General features: G+C 65.7%; 16 protein-coding genes. 9 read left to right on the top strand and 7 right to left on the bottom strand.

Translation table 11 applies throughout. The features are described 5' to 3' along the window. Positions 1-325 precede the first annotated feature (325 nt). From paaA to paaZ, 9 genes are all read left to right on the top strand, one after another. Positions 326-1,318, top strand: a complete 993-nt coding sequence (paaA, locus tag BLR94_RS14315) for a 1,2-phenylacetyl-CoA epoxidase subunit PaaA (RefSeq protein WP_084306629.1) — start codon at positions 326-328, stop codon at positions 1,316-1,318. A gap of 34 nt (positions 1,319-1,352) precedes the next feature. Next, entirely contained in the window at positions 1,353-1,634 is a 282-nt protein-coding gene (paaB, locus tag BLR94_RS14310) for a 1,2-phenylacetyl-CoA epoxidase subunit PaaB (protein ID WP_084306628.1), read from the top strand. 7 nt (positions 1,635-1,641) lie between these two features. Further along, positions 1,642-2,403 (top strand): 1,2-phenylacetyl-CoA epoxidase subunit PaaC, encoded by a 762-nt coding sequence (paaC, locus tag BLR94_RS14305; RefSeq protein WP_084306627.1) that lies wholly within the window; start codon positions 1,642-1,644, stop codon positions 2,401-2,403. Next, a complete protein-coding gene (gene paaD / locus BLR94_RS14300; protein ID WP_084306626.1) occupies positions 2,390-2,923 on the top strand; it encodes a 1,2-phenylacetyl-CoA epoxidase subunit PaaD in 534 nt (177 codons plus the stop codon). The genes paaC and paaD overlap by 14 nt, the downstream gene beginning before the upstream one ends. Before the next feature lie 31 nt (positions 2,924-2,954). Further along, positions 2,955-4,031 carry a 1,2-phenylacetyl-CoA epoxidase subunit PaaE gene (gene paaE, locus BLR94_RS14295; protein WP_084306624.1) on the top strand — a complete coding sequence of 359 codons (1,077 nt, stop codon included), beginning with the start codon at positions 2,955-2,957 and terminating at the stop codon, positions 4,029-4,031. A gap of 96 nt (positions 4,032-4,127) precedes the next feature. Beyond that, positions 4,128-4,436: a DUF485 domain-containing protein gene (locus tag BLR94_RS14290; RefSeq protein WP_084306622.1), complete on the top strand. Its 309-nt coding sequence runs from the start codon at positions 4,128-4,130 to the stop codon at positions 4,434-4,436. After that, positions 4,433-6,079 (top strand): cation acetate symporter, encoded by a 1,647-nt coding sequence (locus BLR94_RS14285; protein WP_084306620.1) that lies wholly within the window; start codon positions 4,433-4,435, stop codon positions 6,077-6,079. The genes BLR94_RS14290 and BLR94_RS14285 overlap by 4 nt, the downstream gene beginning before the upstream one ends. Positions 6,080-6,098: 19 nt before the next feature. Then, the gene (locus BLR94_RS14280) at positions 6,099-7,334 is read left to right on the top strand and encodes an OprD family porin (RefSeq protein ID WP_084306618.1); all 1,236 of its coding nucleotides are present in this window, start codon (positions 6,099-6,101) and stop codon (positions 7,332-7,334) included. A 60-nt stretch (positions 7,335-7,394) separates the two neighbouring features. Further along, on the top strand, positions 7,395-9,449 hold the full coding sequence (gene paaZ / locus BLR94_RS14275; protein WP_084306615.1) for a phenylacetic acid degradation bifunctional protein PaaZ: 2,055 nt from the start codon (positions 7,395-7,397) through the stop codon (positions 9,447-9,449). Positions 9,450-9,509: 60 nt separating this feature from the next. On the opposite strand, the gene BLR94_RS14270 is transcribed toward paaZ, so the two are convergent. From BLR94_RS14270 to BLR94_RS14240, 7 genes are all read right to left on the bottom strand, one after another. Further along, positions 9,510-10,301, bottom strand: a complete 792-nt coding sequence (locus tag BLR94_RS14270) for a YfaP family protein (protein ID WP_084306861.1) — start codon at positions 10,299-10,301, stop codon at positions 9,510-9,512. A gap of 13 nt (positions 10,302-10,314) precedes the next feature. Beyond that, entirely contained in the window at positions 10,315-11,910 is a 1,596-nt protein-coding gene (locus BLR94_RS14265; protein WP_084306613.1) for a DUF2300 domain-containing protein, read from the bottom strand. Positions 11,911-11,962: 52 nt separating this feature from the next. Beyond that, a complete protein-coding gene (locus BLR94_RS14260) occupies positions 11,963-16,555 on the bottom strand; it encodes an alpha-2-macroglobulin family protein (RefSeq protein ID WP_175154234.1) in 4,593 nt (1,530 codons plus the stop codon). Further along, positions 16,489-17,151: a DUF1175 domain-containing protein gene (locus BLR94_RS14255; protein WP_090423713.1), complete on the bottom strand. Its 663-nt coding sequence runs from the start codon at positions 17,149-17,151 to the stop codon at positions 16,489-16,491. The genes BLR94_RS14260 and BLR94_RS14255 overlap by 67 nt, the downstream gene beginning before the upstream one ends. Then, positions 17,136-18,779: a DUF2138 domain-containing protein gene (locus tag BLR94_RS14250; RefSeq protein ID WP_084306609.1), complete on the bottom strand. Its 1,644-nt coding sequence runs from the start codon at positions 18,777-18,779 to the stop codon at positions 17,136-17,138. Before BLR94_RS14250 ends, BLR94_RS14255 begins: the two co-directional genes overlap by 16 nt. Before the next feature lie 30 nt (positions 18,780-18,809). Continuing rightward, positions 18,810-19,601 (bottom strand): YfaP family protein, encoded by a 792-nt coding sequence (locus BLR94_RS14245; RefSeq protein ID WP_084306857.1) that lies wholly within the window; start codon positions 19,599-19,601, stop codon positions 18,810-18,812. Positions 19,602-20,081: 480 nt separating this feature from the next. Then, positions 20,082-21,023, bottom strand: a complete 942-nt coding sequence (locus BLR94_RS14240) for an AEC family transporter (RefSeq protein ID WP_084306607.1) — start codon at positions 21,021-21,023, stop codon at positions 20,082-20,084. Positions 21,024-21,076: the final 53 nt, after the last annotated feature.

Genomic DNA, 21,076 nt, shown 5'->3' with positions numbered 1-21,076 from the left:
AGCAGCCCTCACCGCCACCTCACAGCGGTATCCCTTTACGAAAAAATTAAACATCAGCAACCGGATTAAAATAAAAAAACCGTATCGCTTTACTTTTTACCAGAAAAGCCCTCCCTCCAACCGAATACCTCCGCCGCAACACCATATACCTCAACAAACCAGCCGAAGCTGCCACGGTTCTGGATGCTGCTCTCAACAGCGGCCCAAAGCGATACAAAAAACAAACACAACACACTATTTTTAGTTTGATATTTATTCCTGTATCGCTTAAAACTACACCCATGGCCCAAGCCCACCCCAACAACCGAAAAGCCGGAGGCACAGCATGTACGCACAACTCGTCGAGACCGGCGTCAAGCGCATCAAGGCGCTGGATGAAATGGCCCCAGAGGAACGCGCCTTCCAGGAAAAGATCGATGCCGAGATCAAGATCGAAGCGAAGAACTGGATGCCGGACGCCTACCGGCAGACCCTGATTCGACAGATTTCCCAGCACGCCCACTCGGAGATCGTCGGCATGCTGCCCGAGGGCAATTGGGTGACGCGCGCGCCCAGCCTCAAACGCAAGCTGCAACTGATGGCCAAGATCCAGGACGAGGCCGGTCACGGCCTGTATCTCTACAGCGCCATGGAGACCCTCGGCGCCGACCGTGACGAAGAGATCGCCAAGCTGCACAGCGGCAAGGCCAAGTATTCGAGCATCTTCAATTACCCGACCCTGAGCTGGGCCGACATGGGGGCCGTGGGCTGGCTGGTCGATGGCGCCGCCATCGTCAACCAGGTGGTGCTGCAGCGCACGTCCTACGGTCCCTACTCGCGCGCCATGGTGCGCATCTGCAAGGAAGAAAGCTTCCACCAGCGCCAGGGCTACGAAATCCTCCTGACCATGATGCGCCACGGCACCCAGGCGCAGAAGGACATGGTCCAGGACGCGATCAACCGCCTGTGGTGGCCATCGCTGATGATGTTCGGCCCGAGCGACGCCGACTCGCCGAACAGCGCCCAGTCCATGGCCTGGAAGATCAAGCGCCAGAGCAACGACGAACTGCGCCAGCGCTTCGTCGACCAGACCGTGCCGCAGCTCGAGCTGCTCGGCTGCAGCGCCCCCGACCCGAACCTGAAGTGGAACGAGGCGCGCGGCCACTATGACTTCGGCGATATCCAGTGGGCCGAATTCTATCAAGTGCTCAAGGGCAACGGTCCGTGCAACGTGGAACGGGTCGCCACACGCCGCAAGGCCATCGAAGACGGTGCCTGGGTCCGTGAGGCCGCCGTGGCCTACGCGAAAAAACAACAAGCCAAGCGCAACGCCGCTTGAGCGAAAAAGCCTGCCTGATCCGGAGATCAAGAACATGTCCGAGTGGACCCTTTACGAAGTGTTCGTGCGCAGCAAGCACGGCCTCAATCACAAACACGTCGGCAGCGTGCATGCCGCCGATTCCGCCATGGCCATCGAGAACGCCCGTGAGCTGTACACCCGCCGCAGCGAAGGCGTGAGCCTGTGGGTGGTGCCGTCGGCGCTGATCGTCGCCTCCTCGCCGGACGAGAAAGACCCGCTGTTCGTCCCCTCCGACGACAAGGTCTACCGCCATGCCAGCTTCTACGAGTTGCCCGACGAAGTCGGACACATGTGAGGTCGCCATGCACAAGCAAGAAGACCTCATCCAATACCTGCTGCTGCTCGGCGACAGCGCCCTGATCCAGGGCCAGCGTCTGTGCGAGTGGTGCGGCAAGGCACCGGCCCTCGAAGAGGAACTGGCGCTGATGAACGTCGGCCTCGACCTGGTCGGCCAGGCACGCAACTGGCTGGAATACGCCGCCGAACTGCTGGCCGACGGGCGCAGCGCCGATGACCTGGCCTTTCGCCGTGACGAGCGCGCTTTTCGCAACCTGTTGCTGGTCGAGCAGCCCAACGGCGACTTCGCCGTGACCATGACCAAGCAGTTCCTCTACGATGCCTGGCACTTCCAGGTACTCGAAGGACTGTGCGATTCCAGCGACGAACGTATCGCCGGGATCGCCGCCAAGGCCCTCAAGGAAGTCACCTATCACCTGCGCCGCTCCAGCGAGTGGCTGCAACGCCTGGGCGGCGGCACCGAGGAAAGCCGTCGACGCATGCTCGATGCGGTTCCCGCGCTGTGGCGCTTCACCGTCGAACTGGCCGCTGGCAGCGAGGGCGAAAAGGCTCTGGCCGCCGCGGGCATCGCCGCCGATCCGGCGCAGGTCGCCGGCGCCTGGTTGAAGCAGGTGGAAGACACCTTCGCCTCGGTCGAATTGCCACTGCCGCCTGCCGCCCACTACTTCTACCTCAGCGGCCGCAGCGGCCTGCACAGCGAGCACCTCGGCCTGCTGCTGGCCGAGATGCAGTTCCTGCCGCGAGCCTACCCCGATGCGACCTGGTGAGCTGATCGCCAGCGACCGCGGCGCCCGTGCCGGCCAGGCCGACGACCTGGCGCGCGCCTGGTCGGTACTGGAACAGGTGATGGACCCGGAGGTGCCGGTGGTCAGCGTGGTCGACCTCGGCATCGTCCGCGATCTCGACTGGCAAGCCGGGCACCTGCATCTGGTGGTCACGCCGACCTACTCGGGCTGCCCGGCCACCGAGGTGATCGAGGGCGACATCCGTCAAGCCCTGGAGCAGGCCGGCTTCAACGGGCCGCACCTGGAACGGCGCCTGACCCCGGCCTGGAACACCGACTGGATCAGCGACCTCGGCCGCGAGCGTCTGCGTGCCTATGGCATCGCCCCGCCAGTGGGCAGCAGCAGCAAGCGCAGCCTGCTCGGCGACAGCCCGCAGGTGCACTGCCCGCAATGCGGCAGCGCGCACACCGAATTGCTCAGCCAGTTCGGCTCGACGGCCTGCAAGGCGCTGTACCGGTGCCGCGAGTGCCTGGAGCCCTTCGACTATTTCAAATGCATCTGAGCGCGTCGCGCCGTGCAGCGGGAGAACAATAATGAGCCACTTTCACAGCCTGACGATCAAGGAAGTCCGCAAGGAAACCCGCGACGCCGTGTCCATCGCCTTCGACGTGCCGGCGCAACTGCGGGACGATTTCCGTTTCACCCAGGGCCAGTACCTGGTGATGCGCACCCAGCTGGATGACCAAGAAGTGCGCCGCTCCTACTCGATCTGCAGCGGCGTCGAGGACGGCGAGCTGCGCGTGGCGATCAAGCGCGTGCCGGGCGGGCGTTTCTCGGCCTATGCCAACGAAGTGCTCAAGGCCGGCCAGCAACTGGAGGTGATGCCACCCGCCGGCAGCTTCTACGTGCCGCTCGACCCGAACCGTCATGGCCACTACCTGGGCGTGGCCGCCGGCAGCGGCATCACGCCGATCCTGTCGATCATCACCAGTACCCTGGAGCGCGAGCCGAACAGCCGATTCACCCTGCTCTACGGCAATCGTTCCAGCTCTGGCGCGCTGTTTCGCGACAAGCTCGAAGACCTGAAGAACCGCTACCTGCAGCGCCTCAACCTGATCTTCGTGTTCAGCCGCGAACAGCAGGACATCGACCTCTACAACGGGCGCATCGACGCCGACAAATGCGGCCAGCTGTTCAGCCGCTGGATCGACGTCAAGTCGCTGGAGGCAGCCTTCATCTGCGGCCCCCAGGCGATGACCGAAACCGTGCGCGACCAGCTCGCGGCCAACGGCATGTCGGCTGAACGCATCCACTTCGAACTGTTCGCCGCAGCCGGCAGCGCGCAGCGTCGTGAAGCCCGCGAAGCCGCACGTGAGCTGGACTCGGCCGTCAGCCAGGTCACCGTGATCAGCGACGGCCGCGCCCTCGCCTTCGACCTGCCGCGCAACACCCAGAGCGTGCTCGATGCGGGCAACGCCACCGGCGCCGAACTGCCCTATTCGTGCAAGGCCGGCGTGTGCTCGACCTGCAAGTGCAAGGTCATCGAGGGCGAAGTGGAAATGGACAGCAACCACGCCCTGGAAGACTACGAAGTGGCGGCCGGCTACGTGCTGTCCTGCCAGGCCTTCCCGATCAGCGACAAGGTGGTACTCGATTTCGACCAGATCTGAGCGCAGCTAACGCGCTTTCGGTGGGCCGCTCGCCCCCTTACACCCGCAACGCCCCGGCAATACCGTCTCGACAATCACAATAAAGAGAGCGCAGCCATGACCCCGCACGACCTCGAGCACCTACGGCAACACCCCGACTTCATCCAGCTGGTGCGGCGCAAGCAGCGCCTGACCTGGACCCTGACCCTGTGCATGCTGGCGATCTATTTCGGCTTCGTGTTGGTCATGGCCTTCGCTCCGCACCTGCTCGCTCAGCCCATTGGCAACGGAGTGACCAGCGTCGGCATCGCGGTGGTGGCGGCGGTGATCGTGCTGTCCTTCGTGCTCACCGCCATCTACGTACGCCACACCAACAAGGTGATCGACCCGCTGGCGGCGAAACTGATGCAGGAGCCCCGTCCATGAGAACGGCTCCCCTGCTCCTCCTCGCTGCCGGCCTGCTGGCCAGCGCTGGCGTGTTCGCCGCGGATGCCGCCGCGCGGCCACTCAACTGGCACGCCATCGGCATGTTCCTGGTGTTCGTCGCCTTCACCCTCGGCATCACCCGCTGGGCCGCCACCCGCACCCGCTCGGCCAGCGACTTCTACACCGCCGGTGGCGGTATCAGTGGCTTGCAGAACGGCCTGGCCATCGCCGGCGACATGATCAGCGCCGCGTCCTTCCTCGGTATCTCGGCGATGATCTTCCTGGCTGGCTTCGATGGCCTGCTGTACTCCCTGGGCATCGTCGCGGCCTGGCCGATCATCCTGTTCCTGATCGCCGAACGTCTGCGCAACCTGGGTAAGTACACCTTTGCCGACGTGGTCTCCTATCGCCTGGAGCAGACGCCGATCCGCATCACGGCGGCCCTGGGCACGCTGATCGTGGCACTGATGTACCTGATGGCGCAGATGGTCGGCGCCGGCAAGCTGATCGAGCTGCTGTTCGGCATCAGCTACGTGCAATCGGTGATGCTGGTCGGCGTGCTGATCGTCTGCTACGTCACTTTCGGCGGCATGCTCGCCACCACCTGGGTGCAGATCATCAAGGCGGTGATGCTGCTCTCCGGCGCCACCTTCATGGCCTACATGGTTCTGCGTCACTTCAACTTCAGCCTCGAGGCGATGTTCGCAGGCGCCGCTGCCGTGCATGCCAAGGGCACCGCGATCATGGCGCCGGGCGGGTTGCTGGCCGACCCCATCGACACCCTCTCACTGGCCGTCGGCATGCTGTTCGGCACCGCCGGCCTGCCGCACATCCTCATGCGTTTCTTCACCGTGAAAGACGCCCGCGAAGCGCGCAAGAGCGTGCTCTATGCCACCGGTTTCATCGGCTACTTCTACCTGCTGCTGATCGCCATCGGCTTCGGCGCCATCGTCATGGTCGGCACCGACCCGGCGTTCCGCGACGCCGCCGGCGCCATCATCGGTGGTGGCAACATGGTCGCCGTGCACCTGTCCCACGCCGTGGGCGGCAGCCTGTTCCTCGGTTTCATCTCGGCCGTGGCCTTCGCCACCATCCTCGCCGTGGTGGCAGGCCTGGCACTGTCCGGCGCCTCGGCGGTGGCCCATGACCTTTACGCCTGCGTGATTCGCAAGGGCAAGGCCACCGAGAAGGAAGAAATGCGCATGTCGCGTATCGCCACCCTGGTGATCGGCGTGCTGGCGGTGGTTCTCGGCATCCTCTTCGAGTCGCAGAACATCGCGTTCCTCTCCGGCCTGGTGCTGGCCATCGCCGCCTCGGTCAACTTCCCGGTGCTGATCCTTTCCATGTTCTGGAAAGGCCTGACCACCCGCGGCGCCGTGGCCGGCAGCCTGATCGGCCTGGTTTCGGCCGTGGCGCTGCTGGTGCTCAGCCCGGTGGTCTGGGTCAAGGTACTGAACAACCAGAGCGCGCTGTTCCCCTGGTCCAATCCGGCGCTGTTCTCCATGACCCTGGCATTCCTTGGCGCCTGGGCGTTCTCGGTGACCGACCGCTCGGCGCGCGGCGCCAGCGAACGCGGCCGCTACCTGGCCCAGTTCATCCGCTCCATGACCGGTCTCGGCGCAGCTGCCGCCAGCCGCCACTGATCCACACGGAACCACAACAATGAACAATATCCGTATCCAGGCCTCGCTGATGTCCGCCCTCGGCCTTTGCCTCGGCAGCTACGCCAGCGCCGCCTTCCTCGAAGACAGCAAGGCCAGCCTCGAGGCGCGCAACGTCTACCTGAACCGCGACTTCCGCCAGAGCGGTGCGCCCCAGGCCAAGACGGAGGAATGGGCCCAGGGCTTCACCGCACGGGTCGCATCAGGATTCACCGAAGGCACGCTGGGCGTGGGCCTCGACGCCATGGCCCAGCTCGGCGTGAAGCTGGACAGCAGCGCCGACCGCCGCGGCAGCGGCTTGCTGCCGTTCGACCCGGCAAGCGGTGAGCCCGTGGACGACTACAGCGAACTGGGGCTGACCGCCAAGCTGCGCGCCTTCGACAACGTAGTGCGCCTCGGCACCCTGCAACCCCTGCTGCCGGTGGTCACCTACAATGACACGCGGCTGTTGTCCTCGAGCTTCCAGGGCGGCCTGCTGACCTCCACGGCCATCGACGGGCTCACCTTCAACGGCGGCCGCCTGACCCGCGCCAACCTGCGCGATTCGTCGAGCCGCGACGACATCGGCTATGCAGGCGCCAGCAGCGATGCCTTCGACTTCGCCGGCGCCAGCTACGCCTTCACCCCGCAACTGACGGCCAGCTACTACTACGGCCGGCTGGAAGACATCTATCGCCAGCAATTTTTCGGCCTGGTGCACGACCAGACCCTCGGCGGCGGCTTCGCCCTGCGCAGCGATATCCGCTATTTCGACAGCCGCGGCCACGGCCAGGAGCGCGCCGGGGGCATCGACAACCGCAACTTCAACGGCATGCTCAGCATCAGCCATGGCGGGCACCGCGTCGGCGCGGGCTGGCAACGCATGTCGGGCGACAGCGCCTTCCCCTTCCTCAACGGCGGCGATCCCTACTCGGTGAACCTGGTGACCTTCAACACTTTCACCCGCGCCGGCACCGACGCCTGGCAACTGCGCTACGACTATGACTTCGCGGCCCTCGGCATTCCCGGGCTGAGCTTCATGACCCGCTACGTCGATGGACGCAACGCGACGACCGCCAGCGGCGATGACGGCGAAGAATGGGAACGCGATACCGACCTCGCCTACGTGGTGCAGAGCGGCCGGCTCAAGGGCATGAGCCTGCGCTGGCGCAACGTCACCTTTCGCTCGGGCGGCGGCCTGAGCACCGATCTCGACGAGAACCGCCTGATCCTCGGCTACACCCTGGCGCTCTGGTAGGGCGCCCCTGTTTCGTGCCGGTGCCCGTCGCCGGCCTCCATCTCCAGAGGAGAACACCTGATGAGTAACGTCCCCACGCTGCAGAGCTTCATCGGCGGCCACTGGATCGGCCAGCACGGCGCCAGCGCCCTGCGCAGCGCGATCAACGGCCAGACCCTGTTCCGCACCCACGAGGAGTCCATCGACTTCGCCGAAGCCCTCGCCCATGCCCGCCAGCAGGGGCTCAAGGAGCTGCTGGCGCTGGACTTCCAACAACGCGCATCGCGCCTGCGCGAGCTGGGCAAGTACCTGCTCGAACGCAAGGAACAACTCTACGCCCTGTCCCACCACAGCGGCGCGACCCGGGGCGACGGCTGGGTCGACATCGAAGGCGGCGCCGGCACCCTGTTCGCCTACGCCAGCCTGGGTCGCCGCGAACTGCCGTCCGGCAACCTGGTACACGAAGGCCCGGCCATGCCGCTGGGCAAGCTCGGCACCTTCGTCGGCAGCCATATCCTGGTGCCGCGCGGCGGCGTCGCGGTGCATATCAATGCGTTCAACTTCCCGATCTGGGGCATGCTGGAAAAATTCGCGCCGAGCTTCCTCGCCGGCATGCCGTGCATCGTCAAGCCGGCCACCGCCACCAGCTACCTGAGCGAGGCCGCCGTACGCCTGATGCACGAGTCCGGCCTGCTGCCGGCCGGCAGCCTGCAATTGATCGTCGGCAGCACCGGCGATTTGCTCGACCGCCTGCAAGGCCAGGACGTGGTGACCTTCACCGGCTCCGCCGACACCGCCGCCAAGCTGCGGGTCAACGCCAACCTTATCCGTAACTCGGTGCCGTTCAACGCCGAGGCGGACTCGCTGAACTGTGCCATCCTCGCCCCGGAAGTCACCCCGGACGATCCCGAGTTCGACCTGTTCGTCAAGGAAGTCGCCCGCGAAATGACGGTCAAGGCCGGGCAGAAATGCACCGCCATCCGCCGTGCCATCGTGCCGGCCAGGCATGCCGATGCCGTGGCGGAAAAACTGCGCGAACGCCTGCGCAAAGTCGTCGCCGGCGACCCTTCCGTGGAAGGCGTGAAGATGGGCGCCCTCGCCTCTCATGCACAACAGGCCGACGTCGCCGAGCGCGTCGAAGCCTTGCTGGCCAACAGCGAATTGCTGCTCGGTGCCCGTGACGGTTTCAGCCCACGCGGCGACGGTGTGGCCGAGGGGGCGTTCTTCGCCCCGACCCTGCTGCGCAGCCGCGATCCACACGCCGAAGGCGGCGCCCACGACATCGAAGCCTTCGGCCCGGTGACCACGCTGATGAGCTACGACGATATCGACGAAGCCATCGCCCTGGCCGCCCGCGGCAAAGGCAGCCTGGTCGCCAGCTTGATCACCAAGGACCCGCAGGTCGCAGCCCGCGTGGTGCCCGCTGCCGCCGCGCTGCACGGTCGCCTGCACATCCTCGACCGCGAATCCGCTGGGGAATCCACTGGCCACGGTTCGCCTCTGCCGCAACTCAAGCACGGCGGCCCTGGTCGGGCCGGGGGCGGCGAAGAGCTGGGCGGCCTGCGCGCGGTCAAGCACTACCTGCAACGCGCAGCGGTGCAAGGCTCGCCCAGCATGCTGATGGCGGTCACCGGCGAATACGTGCGCGGCGCCCAGGTGTACGAGACTGAAGTACATCCGTTCCGGCGCCACTTCGAAGACCTGCAGATCGGCGAGTCGCTGCTGACCCATCGGCGTACCGTTACCGAAGCCGATCTGGTCAACTTCGGCTGCCTCTCGGGCGACCATTTCTACATGCACTTCGACGAGATCGCCGCCCGTGAATCGCAGTTCGGCAAGCGCATCGCCCACGGCTATTTCGTGCTGTCGGCGGCCGCCGGCCTGTTCGTCTCCCCGGGGGCCGGCCCGGTGCTGGCCAACTACGGCCTGGACAGCCTGCGCTTCATCAACCCGGTGGGCATCGGCGACACTATCCAGGCGCGCCTGACCTGCAAGCGCAAGATCGACCAGGGCAAGCTCAGCCCGAAGGACGAACCCCAGGGCGTGGTCGCCTGGGACGTGGAGGTCACCAACCAGAACGGCGAACTGGTGGCCAGCTACGACATCCTCACCCTGGTGCTCAAACGCCAGGCCTGACCGGCCGGCCTTGCCGTCACGACTCGCCGATGCTTGCGCAACGGCGCTGCGGCCATGACCTCAGGGGTAACTGAAACGCTGCACCAGCGTCAGCTCGCCCGGTGTACGCATCGGCACGAGGAAACTCTGCTGCTTTTCGTTGACCGTGCCTTCTTCGCTGATCACGGTGATCTGCCCGGTGGTGAGAACCTGCTGGGCAGTGCTCTCGCCGTCTTCGTCGTAGCCGTAACCACCACCGTAGTAATTCACGTACACCAGGTACTGGCCCTTGAGCGGTGTCGCGGTGGCGATCATCTCCGGGCCGTAGCCGGTGGTCACGTCCACATCCAGGGCTGCGCCGTTGGCCAGGGAACGGTCGCCGTACCAGACGTGGCCACCATCGGGTGTCACCAGGTGCAGGTCGAGGTCGGTGTTGTCGCTGTCCCAGGACAGCACCACCCGCAAGCGCGCCGGGGTTTCGCCGCTGCCGCGGTTGTAGAACTGCACACGGCGGCGCTGAGCGCCATCGGGGCTGCGCACCTCGACGTTGTTGCTGCCCTCGGAGAACACGAAGGGACGATCGAAGCTGCCATCTTCGGCGATCTTCAGCGGCATGCTGACCCCGTTGACGACCAGTCGGCCGGGTGTCTTGCCATCTTTCCCCAGCGTGCTGATCGCGCCCTTGATACGGGCGGTATCGGCCTGATTGGCGGCGCTGTTGACGCTTGATGCCGGGTAGTTGACCTGCTGCCTGAACTGCGCGCCATCGGCGCCGCCCTCGCGCCAACCGCCGCTTGGTGCGTCGATTTGTACGTCGGCCAGCAGCGACGGCGAGAGCAGAGCCAGACACAACGAAACGAACAGCGGATTCATCGGAGCCATGATGTCATTCCAGTAACAGGGTGCGGGCGAGACTTTCTACATAGGCCTCGTCCTGTCCATTGGGGTGGGCGGCGAACGCCAGGTGCAGGTATTCGTGGGTCAGATCGAGGCGATCCTGCAGGGAAAAGAAGCCGCGCACGTAGATGCGCTGCCGTTCGCGATCCACCGAAGGCCGGCCGGAGGCCAGCTGGCAGACGGCGAACTGCTGGATTTCCTCGTAACCGGGCTCGCCGTCCAGTCGTTGTCGCCAGTCGCGACGCTGCTTGCGCAGCCACTGTTCGGCGGCAGTAATCGGTTGGCAAGCGGCTACCGGTTCGTCCCAGCGGCTCAGCGTGGCGCGAGGAAAGGCGCGGGCCAGGATGGCGTCATAACGCAGGCCGCTGCCAGCCTGCTCGACGGCTTGCGTCCAGGCCAGGCGATCAGGCCCGGGTTGGGTCGTGTGATAGGTCACAGGCGTGCCGGCCAGCACCAGGTCGGCCGTCCACGCGGCGATATCCCGTGCGCCCTGACTGGCCGGGCGCGGCGCCACCCGCTGGTTGGCGCTGCTGTCATCGATGCTCAGGCATTCACCGCGGCGCCCGGCGCTCTGCAGCAGGTAGGTACGGACAGCGATGGCCAATGCCTTGGCGGCTTCGGCGGGCTGCGCCGAGGCTTCGCGATCCAGCACGCGGGCCACATAGTCCTCGCGATCCAGATGGGCAGTGAGCTGCAACCCTTCGCTGCTTCGCTCAAGGAACAGCTCGCCGTGGCTTTCGATAGGCAAGCGGTTGCCGTTAATGAACTCGACCTCGTAACGTCCGTTCAGCGCGCCTGGCTCCACTGCCGCGTCGTTACCCTCACGGCGTATCTGGCGCACAGGATAGCGGGCGAACAGGCGCACCTCGACGCAGCTGCCGGCCTCGCGCGGCCACGCTGTTGGCAGCACCTGGCCGAGCGCCTCGGCATGGCGCTTGAGCACCATGCTGCTGGTGCCCGAGCCACCCGCCCAGACTGGCGTGCCATCGGCCAGCCAGCCGGCAAAACCGCCCTGCCGCGCCTGGGGATCGCCATCGGCCAGCCAGCTCCAGGTTTTTACCCGCAGCCGGCTGCCCAGGGCGCTGATGGTCGAGCCGTCGCCGCCCAGCACCACGTCCAGCAGCACCTTGCGCGCATCGGCCTGGGCCGGCAATTGCCCGAGTTGCGTCAACAATTGCTGAACCGAAACGCGGGTATCCGCTGCCAGGCGCTGGCGCTCGCTGATCCAGCTCGGCGCCTTTCGAGCCTGCCAGTAGCGCGACCAGTCATCTTCGGCCAGTTGCAGATTCTGCTGCTCGAAATACAGGCCGCAGGATTTGACCAGCGCCTGATCCCGGTCGATGCGCCCGCCCGGGTTGCAGCAATAGACCTCTTCCTTGTCCTGCCCACGGCACTGATAGCCGTTATCCGGCTGCTTGGTGTCGACCAGATAGGCATAGACGAACAGCTTCCACAGGCTGCCCAGTGGCGCCTGCAGGTTCTCGGACAAGGGTTCGCGGCTGAGCAGCCGCTGCCCGTCCAAACGCAGCAGCTCGCTGCCATCGGCCCGCTGCCAGGCCAGCGACAGCGGCGCCTGGCCGGCCATTGCCAAACCACCAAGGGCGGTCAGCAGGGCCAGCGAAGCTAGCAAGCCGTACTTATTCAACGGTTACCTTCTGCAGCGCGGGTTCAGCCTCCAGCGCCTGCTGCCCGGGCGCATACAAGCGCACATAACGGGCTGGCGGCAACACGAACTCACCCTTCTGCGAAAAACGCACCAGATGGCGCAATACCAGTTCGCCCTGCAGGCTGTCCACCGGTACGGCGTAGCTCAGCTCGCCCGACTCGTTGCGCGCCTTTTCCAGCGCCGAGGCTTCATCGCCGCCCAGGCCACTGACCTGAATCCCCCAGGTGGTACGTTCCACATCGGCGCCCGGTGGCAGCGGCACTTCCAGCATGCCGTAGCGCAGGGTCTGCTCGGATTCGCTGCTCAGGGTCACTTCGTCCAGGTACAGGTCGGCACTGGAGATCTCGTCCTTGCCGACTTCCTCGGCGCGGAACTCGAACGCCTTGTCGCTCGGCACCAGGCGCAGCAGCCGCCGCTTCAAGGTCACCGGCACGTTGCTCGGCGCCGCCTGGGCGCTCTGGTAGTCGAGGCGCACGTCGCTTGGCTGATCCAGATCCCCGGCCAGCACCAGGGCCTGGGGCGGCTGAGCGCCGTTCCATTGCCAGTAGGTTTCTCCGCTCGCACCTTCCACGGCCTGCCAGTCGCCTTGCAGTACCAGCGCGGGCTGGGTACCACGCAGATCCAGCGACGGCTGCAGCCAGGTCAGCGCCAGGGCGCGTTCCAGGCCTGCCTGGGCAGGCGCCAGCTCGCCGAGCAGGCGCTGAGCCCGTTGGCGATCCGGGCCATCCAGATACAGACCGACGGCGTCGACGAAGGGTGACTGGCTCTCGGCGAGACGCCCTCGCGCAGCATCCATCTGCGCGAGCAGCTCTTGCGCTATCGGCACGCCAGCGCGCTGCGCCAGCTTGACGCCCAGCTCGCGAGCAATCGCCAGACCGAGCGCGGAATCCGGCGCAGCCATCACCAGGCTGTCACCCTCGCCAAGCACCACTTCCCCGCCTTCGCCTGCCGCGGCCAGGTCATACACCAGCCCTTCGAGCAGGGTTTTCACCGGCAAGCCCATGTCTCGGGAGAACGCGATGATCAGCGCGCGTTGCAGCAATGGCGTGTCCTGAGCGCGTTTGGCATACAGCTCCAGCAGGCGCTGCCAGTGCTCGGGCGGCAACGGGATCGCCAACGCACGGCTGGCGTGCCAGTCGGCGAAATAAGCGTAGGCGGTCAGGAAGGCGTCGCCATCGGCATCGCCGCCCCACCAGGTGAAGGTCGCTTCCGGCCCGGCCATCTGCACCAGGCGCAGGCGGCTGTTCTGCATGACCAGACGCAGGCGATCCTTGACCCGCGGCTCTCCCGCCGCCAGGGTCGGGTAAGCCAGGCTCAGTGGCAGTAGACGGCTGGCCGTCTGCTCGACACCGCCATAGGGGTAGGCGAGCAGGTCATCCAGGGCCGCACCGAACAGACCGGCCCCACTGTCCTCCCGGCGCACTTGCACCTGGCTGGCATCGGCAGGCAACTGCAACGCCGTGCTGCCCGGGAAAGCCGAAAGGCGCGTGCTGCGCACCTGCTGCCAGCCCGCAGCGACCGTGCGCAGATTCACGGCCAGCGCATCTGCCAGCTTGTCGCCCTGGCGCAGCTCGGCACTGAAGTCGCCGGCGGCGATCACCGCGTCCTCGACGGGCAGGTAGTTGATGCCCTTGGCCAGTACCACGTCACGGCGCTGTTGCTGCTCGCCATGACGGATCAGCAGTTCGGCCTTGGCGCCCTCTTCGCCCTGGTTGAAGGCGAACAGCCCCAGTGCCGGCTTGTCGCCGACCCGGAAGCGGCTCGGGCCGCTCCACTTCAGGTACAGCGGCTTCTCCGAGCGCACGAACTGACGCTTCTGACCGACCTGCCCGTCCGCGCTCACCGCACGGGCGGTGATACGCCAGCGGGTCAGCGAGTCGGGCATGCGGAAGCTGAACCGTGCCTTGCCGTGCGCATCGGTGACCAGATCCGGCTGCCAGGAAGCGGTGTCGACCTCTTCACGGCGTGGCCGCTCCAGTACCTTGACGCCCCGCTCGCTGCGGTTAGCGCGGCCCGGTGCACTGGGCATTCCCGGCAGGGCCAGGTCATAGCTGATGAACGACAGGCTGGCGCTGGTGCGCACGTTGTTGCGCCGTGGGTGGTAGAAGAACCGATCGATGCCCGGGGCGATCTCCGGCTGCAGGGCGTAGATCATCTCGTCCACCACGCTGACCGTCAGCCGCGTCGGCAGCGGCTTGCCTTCGAACAGGGTGCTCAGCTCGACGGTGACCAGCTCGCCCGGCTGCACCACGTCCTTGTCGGTCTTGATGGCGATGTCGATCTGCGGCGTGGCGACCTTGATACCGGCGTTCTGGAAGCTGTAATCGCCGCCACGGGTATAGAGCGCGGAGAAGGTGATGTTCGGCGAGAAATCATTGCCTACCGGGATCCGCGCACGGTACTGGGTGTCGGACAGGCGCTCGAGCTTGAGCCAGTCGCCGCCCCTGGAGAGCAGCGCAGTGGCCTCGACCTTGTCGCGCTCCAGGGTCAGCAGCGCATCGCTGACCGGCTCGGGGAAAGTGATCAGCGCCAGGGCTTCGTCGCCGGCCTGGTACTCGGCCTTGTCGAGCACGATCTCGATGGTGCCGGCGACGGATTTGACGCCCTCGCCACTGACCGAATGGCCGGTGGCGCCGAGGATCAGGCCGCTGCTGTCCTTGAGGGTGACGCTGTAGGTACCGGGGCGCTCGAAGTTCAGTTCGAAGCCCTTGGCGTCCGCCGCCAGCTCGCCGTTGCCGGTGCTCTGGTCTTCCAGGCGCACCCACTCGTAGCGGGCCGGTTTGCGCTCACTGACGCCCTCGCTCTGATAGGCGAAGTTCACCGCCTGGCCAGCCGAACTGAAGCGCTGCGGCGCGCTCAGGCGGTAGCGGGCGGCGCCGCGCTCGATGAGGATTTCCTTGCTGGTCTTGACCCGGTAGGCGGCGCCATCGCTGGCGAACACGCTGAGCAGGTAGCGGCTGGGCTTGTCGGCGGCCGGCAGGTCGAGCACGGCGCGGCCCTGGCTATCGGTACTCACTTCGCTGCTGGTCAGCTCGACCGGGAACTGGCCGAGGTACTGCAGCTCGTTGTCGACCATCGACAGCTGCTGGGCGCGCAGGCTCAACTGCACCTTGGCATCCACCACCGGTTTGCCATCCGGGTAGAGCAGCACCAGAGCCCCCTTGACCGGCTCACCGGTGCGCACGTCCGGCTTGTCCAGGTCCAGCGACACTTCGAAGTGCGGCTTGATGTACTCGGCCACCCGGAAGGCGCTGCTGTACTGCTGGTCGCGGTAGGCGAAGCGCAGTTCGTAGCCGCCGGCCACGGCGTTGTCCGGCAGCTGGAAGCGGCCCTGGCCGCCACGGGCGCTGTCGAAATCCAGCTTCTGGGTCTGCAGCACGGTGCCGTTGGCGTCCAGCACGCTGAGGCTGATCGGCGCGGTGCCGGCGGCCACCGAGTCGCGGGCGTTCTTGAACTCACGACCGACGATCTTCACCTCGACCCAGTCACCGGGGCGGTACAGCGGGCGGTCGGTGAAAGCGTACAGCTTGGTGTCGTAGATTTCGCTGTCGTAGTAGAAGTTTTCGGAGACGAACACACCGCCCTGGGCGTCCTCGCCGATCACGTAGGAACGCTCCGGGCTGGCATGGCCGAGGCGCAGCAGGCCTTGTGCGTCGGTCTTGCCGCTGGTCATCACGCCCAGGCCATCGCTCCACAGCAGCTTGGCATCGGCCACTGGCGTGCCCTGGTGCTTGTCGGCCGTCCACACCAGCAGCTCGCCACCGGCGATCTTGCTCACCGCCACGGTGTTGGAAACGAACACCACGGTGGTGGCGCGGTACTTGCCGATGATCGCCTCGGCCAGGTACAGGCCCGGCTCCAGTTTGCCCAGCGGCACGTAGACGTTACCTGGCGCGACACTGACGAAGTTGCTCGACGAGCCGGACAGGTCGACACCCGCCGGCGGTTCGATGGGCTTGGCTTCCCACAACGGATAGCGGAACTCGGCCACCAGCGGCAGCCCCTTCATCGGCGCGAACTGCACCTGCGGGGTGTACTCGGTGGGGGCCGCGATGGCGCTGCCCATCTTCAGCTCAGGCGCTTCCTCGGTGACCTGCTTGCGCGACTCGTAGGAGAAGGCACGCTGCATCACCCGGCGAGACTTGCGGTACCAGTTGTCCCACAGGTAGGACAGGGTATTGGACAGCCCTTCCCCCTTGAACTGGCCCTCGGCGACCACGCGGTGCAGGTTCTTCTGGCGCTTGAGAAACTCCAGCGGCTGCTCGATGCGATACAGGCGCATGTCCACCCCGCCGTAGCCTTCCATGCGATAGCGGCGGTAATCACGGCCTGGCGCCTCGAGGCGTACCGTGGCCACTTCGTCAGCGGCGAAGCTTGAGTCGGCGAGCAGGAAGAACGACTCGCCGGACAGCGGCGTGTAGTTGCCCGCCGGCACCTCGTCTTCGGCCTGGACGGCGAACGGCAGAATTGCGCACAACGCCAGGCAAAGGAGGCGGCTTATCGCGCGAGGAAATTCAGCCGATAGATGCCGATAAAGTTGGGGTTGGCGTCGTCGGGTATCCATCGGGTGTCCTTCCATGTCATGAGTTGTTGCAGGCTGACGGCACGCATGCCGTTATCCGTGGGAGTGGTGGTGCCGGTGTGGTAAACGATGTCGCGGCCCATCCAGATCATCAGGTGCTGGTCATCGCCCTGATCGAAGAACATCAGGTCGCCGGGGCGGGCCTGGTTCAGATCGCGGCCGACCCACTGGCTGTTGAACTGGATCATCTTGATCGCATTGACGTAGGGGCCCTGCTTGCCGCCGCCCTGCTGCCAGTTCTGCGCCAGACGGCGCTGGGCGTCGTCCAGTTCCAGCTCCGGCGGCAGGTAGCGATTGGACAGGCCATTGGCGTGCAGCCACTTGGCGTCATGCACTTTCAGCGCTTCGTTGGCAGCGAAGCGCACCAGGCCAACACAGTCCTGCTGGTGCCAGCGCGGGCTCGGTCCCTGGCGCAGCTGTTCCTGGGCGATACGCACGAACCAGGCACGGAATATCTGCGACTGCTCGGGGTTCAGGCCGGGCACCGACTCTGGCGTTGGCTCGGCGCGGGCGCAGAGGCTCAACGCCAGGAGCATGGCGAACAGGCCAGCAAGAATGGGTTTCAAAGAGCGCGCCATTCCAGGGGCACCCATTTCCAATCGTCATCGGCTTCGGTGTCTTTCGGCAGCGTCAGCGCGAACTGGCCATAACCGCCCATGGCACGCAGCTTGGGCAGCAGATGCGTGTCGGCGGCGTTGCGGAATACCGGCTCGTAGTTGGCCGGCAGGCTGTCCAGGGTTTCCTGTTCGAGCAGGCGCGACAGCCCCTCGGGTGCCAGATAGCCGGGCACCAGGCCATCGGCGGGCAGCACCTCGGCAAGCGGCGGGAAGCGTTTGCCGAGCGTATCGAGCGCCTTGTCCACCAACCGGTCATCCAGGGAGAACAGCAGCGTCTGCCCCTGACGCGCCAGGCTCACCCGGAAGAACCCCTGGGAAACCAGCGCATCGGGCATTGCACTCTGCTCGGCCGGGTACTGGCCGAAATTGGAACCCACCTCGCGGCGCCAGGTATGGCCATCGGCAGTGCTCTGGCTTTCCACCGGGAAGCGGCCGTTCTCGGCATTGGGCTCGAAGGCGCCGATCATGCCGTCGAACAGCCCGCCGATAGCCTGATCCAGCTCAGGCGTGGCGGCTTCGTCGAGATGGGCGACCAGCAACGGCGAGTGCAGCCGCGAGTCGGCGTACCAGCACAGGCCGGCGACGTTGCCCAGGCGCTTGCGCAGGTCTTCGCTGGCTTGCTCGCTGGCGCCGACCTTGGCCAGCAGTTTCTCGGCACTGCCCGGCGCCACGGGCACCGCCACACAGGCGCTGGCGCCCATCGGCATGGCTTTCCAGATCGGCGTGAAATCCAGGCGCGGCTGGTCATCGACTTCGTTCAGGGCCAGGAAGCTGCTCCAGCCGCCCTCGCCTTTTTCGAAACGCAAACCGGCGAAGGCCGGGAAGAAGCGCTGGTAGCCGAGGGCGACATACTCGCCACTCAGGGAAATGCGCTGCTGCTCCTGCTCACGGGCCTTGAGGCCGAAGCGCTTGGCAAACGGGTTGTCGCCGTCGAGCAGGGACTCCACCGACTCCACGGCTTGGCGGCCGAGCTTGTCGTCCTCGCCAAACAGCATGCCAGGTGAAGACAGCACCAACAGCTTGTCGCCATGGCTGGCCAGCAGCAGGGCACGGTCGCCCAGATAGTTGAGACGATACAGCTGCACGCTGCTGCCATCGACGCGCAGCTCGCCAGCCTGCTTCAGCTGGCTGTCGTCCAGGGCGACATGGGCCAGCGGCTCCAGCACCTTGGCCAGACCGCCGCGCTGCATGACCATCAGGAAATGCTTGAGCTTGCCATCGGCGCCCTTCCACAGAGCGACGTCGGCGGGCTGGTCGAGCAGCTCGTCGAGCAGGTTGTCACGCAGCTTCAGGTCGCGTTCGTAGATGATCCGCCGCAGGCTGCCAACCAGCCCGAGGCGGTCGGCGTTGTGCTCGTAGTAGAAGACGAAGTCTTCGGTGAGGGTGTCGCGCAGCAGCGGCACCGCCAGCAGATCCTTGGGCAGACGGCTGAGCGAGGCACTCTCGATCAGCGCATCGGGGTGCTGCAGATTCAGGCCCAGGGCGCTGCGTTCACCCAGCTCGCGGGAATCCTGGCCGCAGGCGGCAAGCAGCACAGCCAGCGCCAGTGTGGAGGCGCGCTGCAAGTGGGCGGTGATCATCCGGTTCATAAAAAGTCCCAGTTCATCCGAGCATCGGGTTCAATAATTGAAAGATTTGACGAAAAGCAGCTCGCCAATGGCGCGTAGCGGCACCAGGAACGTCTCGCGCTTTTCGTTGACGGTGTTCTCGTTGAAGACCAGGTTGATCTGCGCAGTGATGATCTCGTTCTGGTTGCTGCCAGCCTCGAAGTTGTAACCACCGCTGCCCAGGTTGCCCCAATAGTTCACGTAGATCAGATAGGTGCCCTGCAGCGGCGCGGTCATGGTGAACATTTCCGGGCCGGGGCCATCGACGCTGTCGACATCCAGGCCACCGCCATTGCTCAGCACCGGCCGACTCCAGAAGGCGTGCTGACCATCCGGGGTGACCACGTGCAGGTCAAGCTCGGCCTTGGGATCGTCCCAGCCCAGTACGATACGCATGCGCGCCGGCGTGCGCAGGTCGTTGGCTTCATAGAACTGAATGCGCCCCCGCGACTGCCCCTCGCCTGCCACCAGCTCGACGCTGTTGGAGCCGGCACCGAAGGCATAGGGCCGGGCGAAACGACCCTGCTCGTCGGTATACAGCGGCAGTGGGTTGCCATTGACCACCAGCCGATGGGGCGGGCGCAACTGGCCGATGTTCTGCAGAGTCCCCTCGATCAGGCTGCGGCCACGCTGGGCGCCACGGTCGATGGGTGGCGTCGGGTAAGCGACGCGGGCCTGCGTGTCGGCGTCATTGAGACCGTGGTAACGCCAGCCACCGCTGGGGCCTTGCAGGGATACGGAGGGCTCGGCCAGGCTCACGGCAGGCACCAGGGCGACGCACAGCAGCGGCAGGCGACGCGCCAGCCAGGCACAGGCCCGAACGAGCCGAAACGACCTTCGTCGCGAAGAGGGACGAACCACTGCACTGCACTCCTTGTGCCGGCTCAGGCTGCACAGCCTGGCATCCGCACGTTACGTCACAGGTGATAGCGCTTCATGGACGATCCGCCGCCAAGAGGCTGTCACATGAAGTTACACGCCAGCCGACGATGCTAACCAGTTACCCCGCAACTAACAATCGTGGAGCGTGCGAATAGGCACTGGATCACAAGGGCGGGCTCGATGAAGGGCGGGAGTGGGCTGGCGATGCGAACATCTGGCGCGCTGAATCCACCCCGGCAGCACGCGCCTTGCGCAGGGTGGATGACGCTCTTTTCATCCGCCATCGCTACCGTGAAAGGGTGACCGATTCGGGTCGTGCAGGTCAGGCGCCTTCTACCCGACTGGTTCGGATTGCCGATGTGAACATGCCATTGGCGGGCTGAAGCGGACGCTATCGATGCGCTAGATCCATCCTGCCCACTGCAACAGCAGCAAACCGACGTTGGTGGTGACCACCGCTGCCAGGGTGGTGATCACGATGATCGCGGCGGCCAGTTGGTAGTTGCCGTTCACCGCCCGCGCCATGACGAAACTCGCCGCCGCCGTAGGGCTGGCGAAGTAGAGGAAGAGGATGGCCAGGTCGGCATCACGAAAACCGCAGGCCCAGGCCCCGAGCGTCGCGAACAGCGGCAGCCAGACCATCTTCATCATGCTCGACCCGAGCGCCACGCCGCTGCTTTCGCGCAGCGAGGTCAGCGACAGGGTACCGCCGATGCAGATCAGCGCCAGCGGCAGGGTCATCTGCGCGAAGTACTCGCCGGACACCAGCATCCAGTGCGGCAGCGGGATCTGCCAGTAGGCGAACGGGATGGCCGCCAGTACGCCGATGATCAGCGGGTTGCTGAAGATGCTCTTGCATAGCGTCCAGGGGTCGGCCTTCATGTTCGGGCTGTAGATCGCCAGGACGATGGCCGACAGCACGTTATAGCAGAGGATTACCACGCCACCGAGCACCGCCCCCACCGACAGGCCGTAGTCGCCGTACATGCTGGTGGCCAGCGCCAGGCCGACGATGCCGTTGTTACCTCGAAAGGCACCCTGGGTGTAGATGCCGCGGTCGGCCATCGGGCAGCGCCAGATGGCCCAGCCCCAGGCGACCACGAAGCTGACCAGGGTGGCGAGCACGAAGTAGCCGATCAGCCTGGGCTGCAGCGCCGCATTGAGGTCCGCGCCGATGATGCTGAGAAACAGCAGGGTCGGCATGGTGCCGCGGAACACCAGGGACGACGCGGTGCCGATGAAGTCATCGTCGATCCAGCGCAGCCGCTTGAGCGCCACGCCGAGAAACAGCATGGAAAAGACCGGCGCGGTAATGCCGAGGGTTTGCTGAAGCACGGCGAGCATGGGTGTCCAGGGAGCAGGAAGGTGGCACGACAACGTGCCTGAAACCCAGGCAC

This window comes from Phytopseudomonas flavescens (assembly GCF_900100535.1).
GTDB lineage: Bacteria > Pseudomonadota > Gammaproteobacteria > Pseudomonadales > Pseudomonadaceae > Aquipseudomonas > Aquipseudomonas flavescens.
This window is presented reverse-complemented; position numbering and strand designations above follow the sequence as displayed.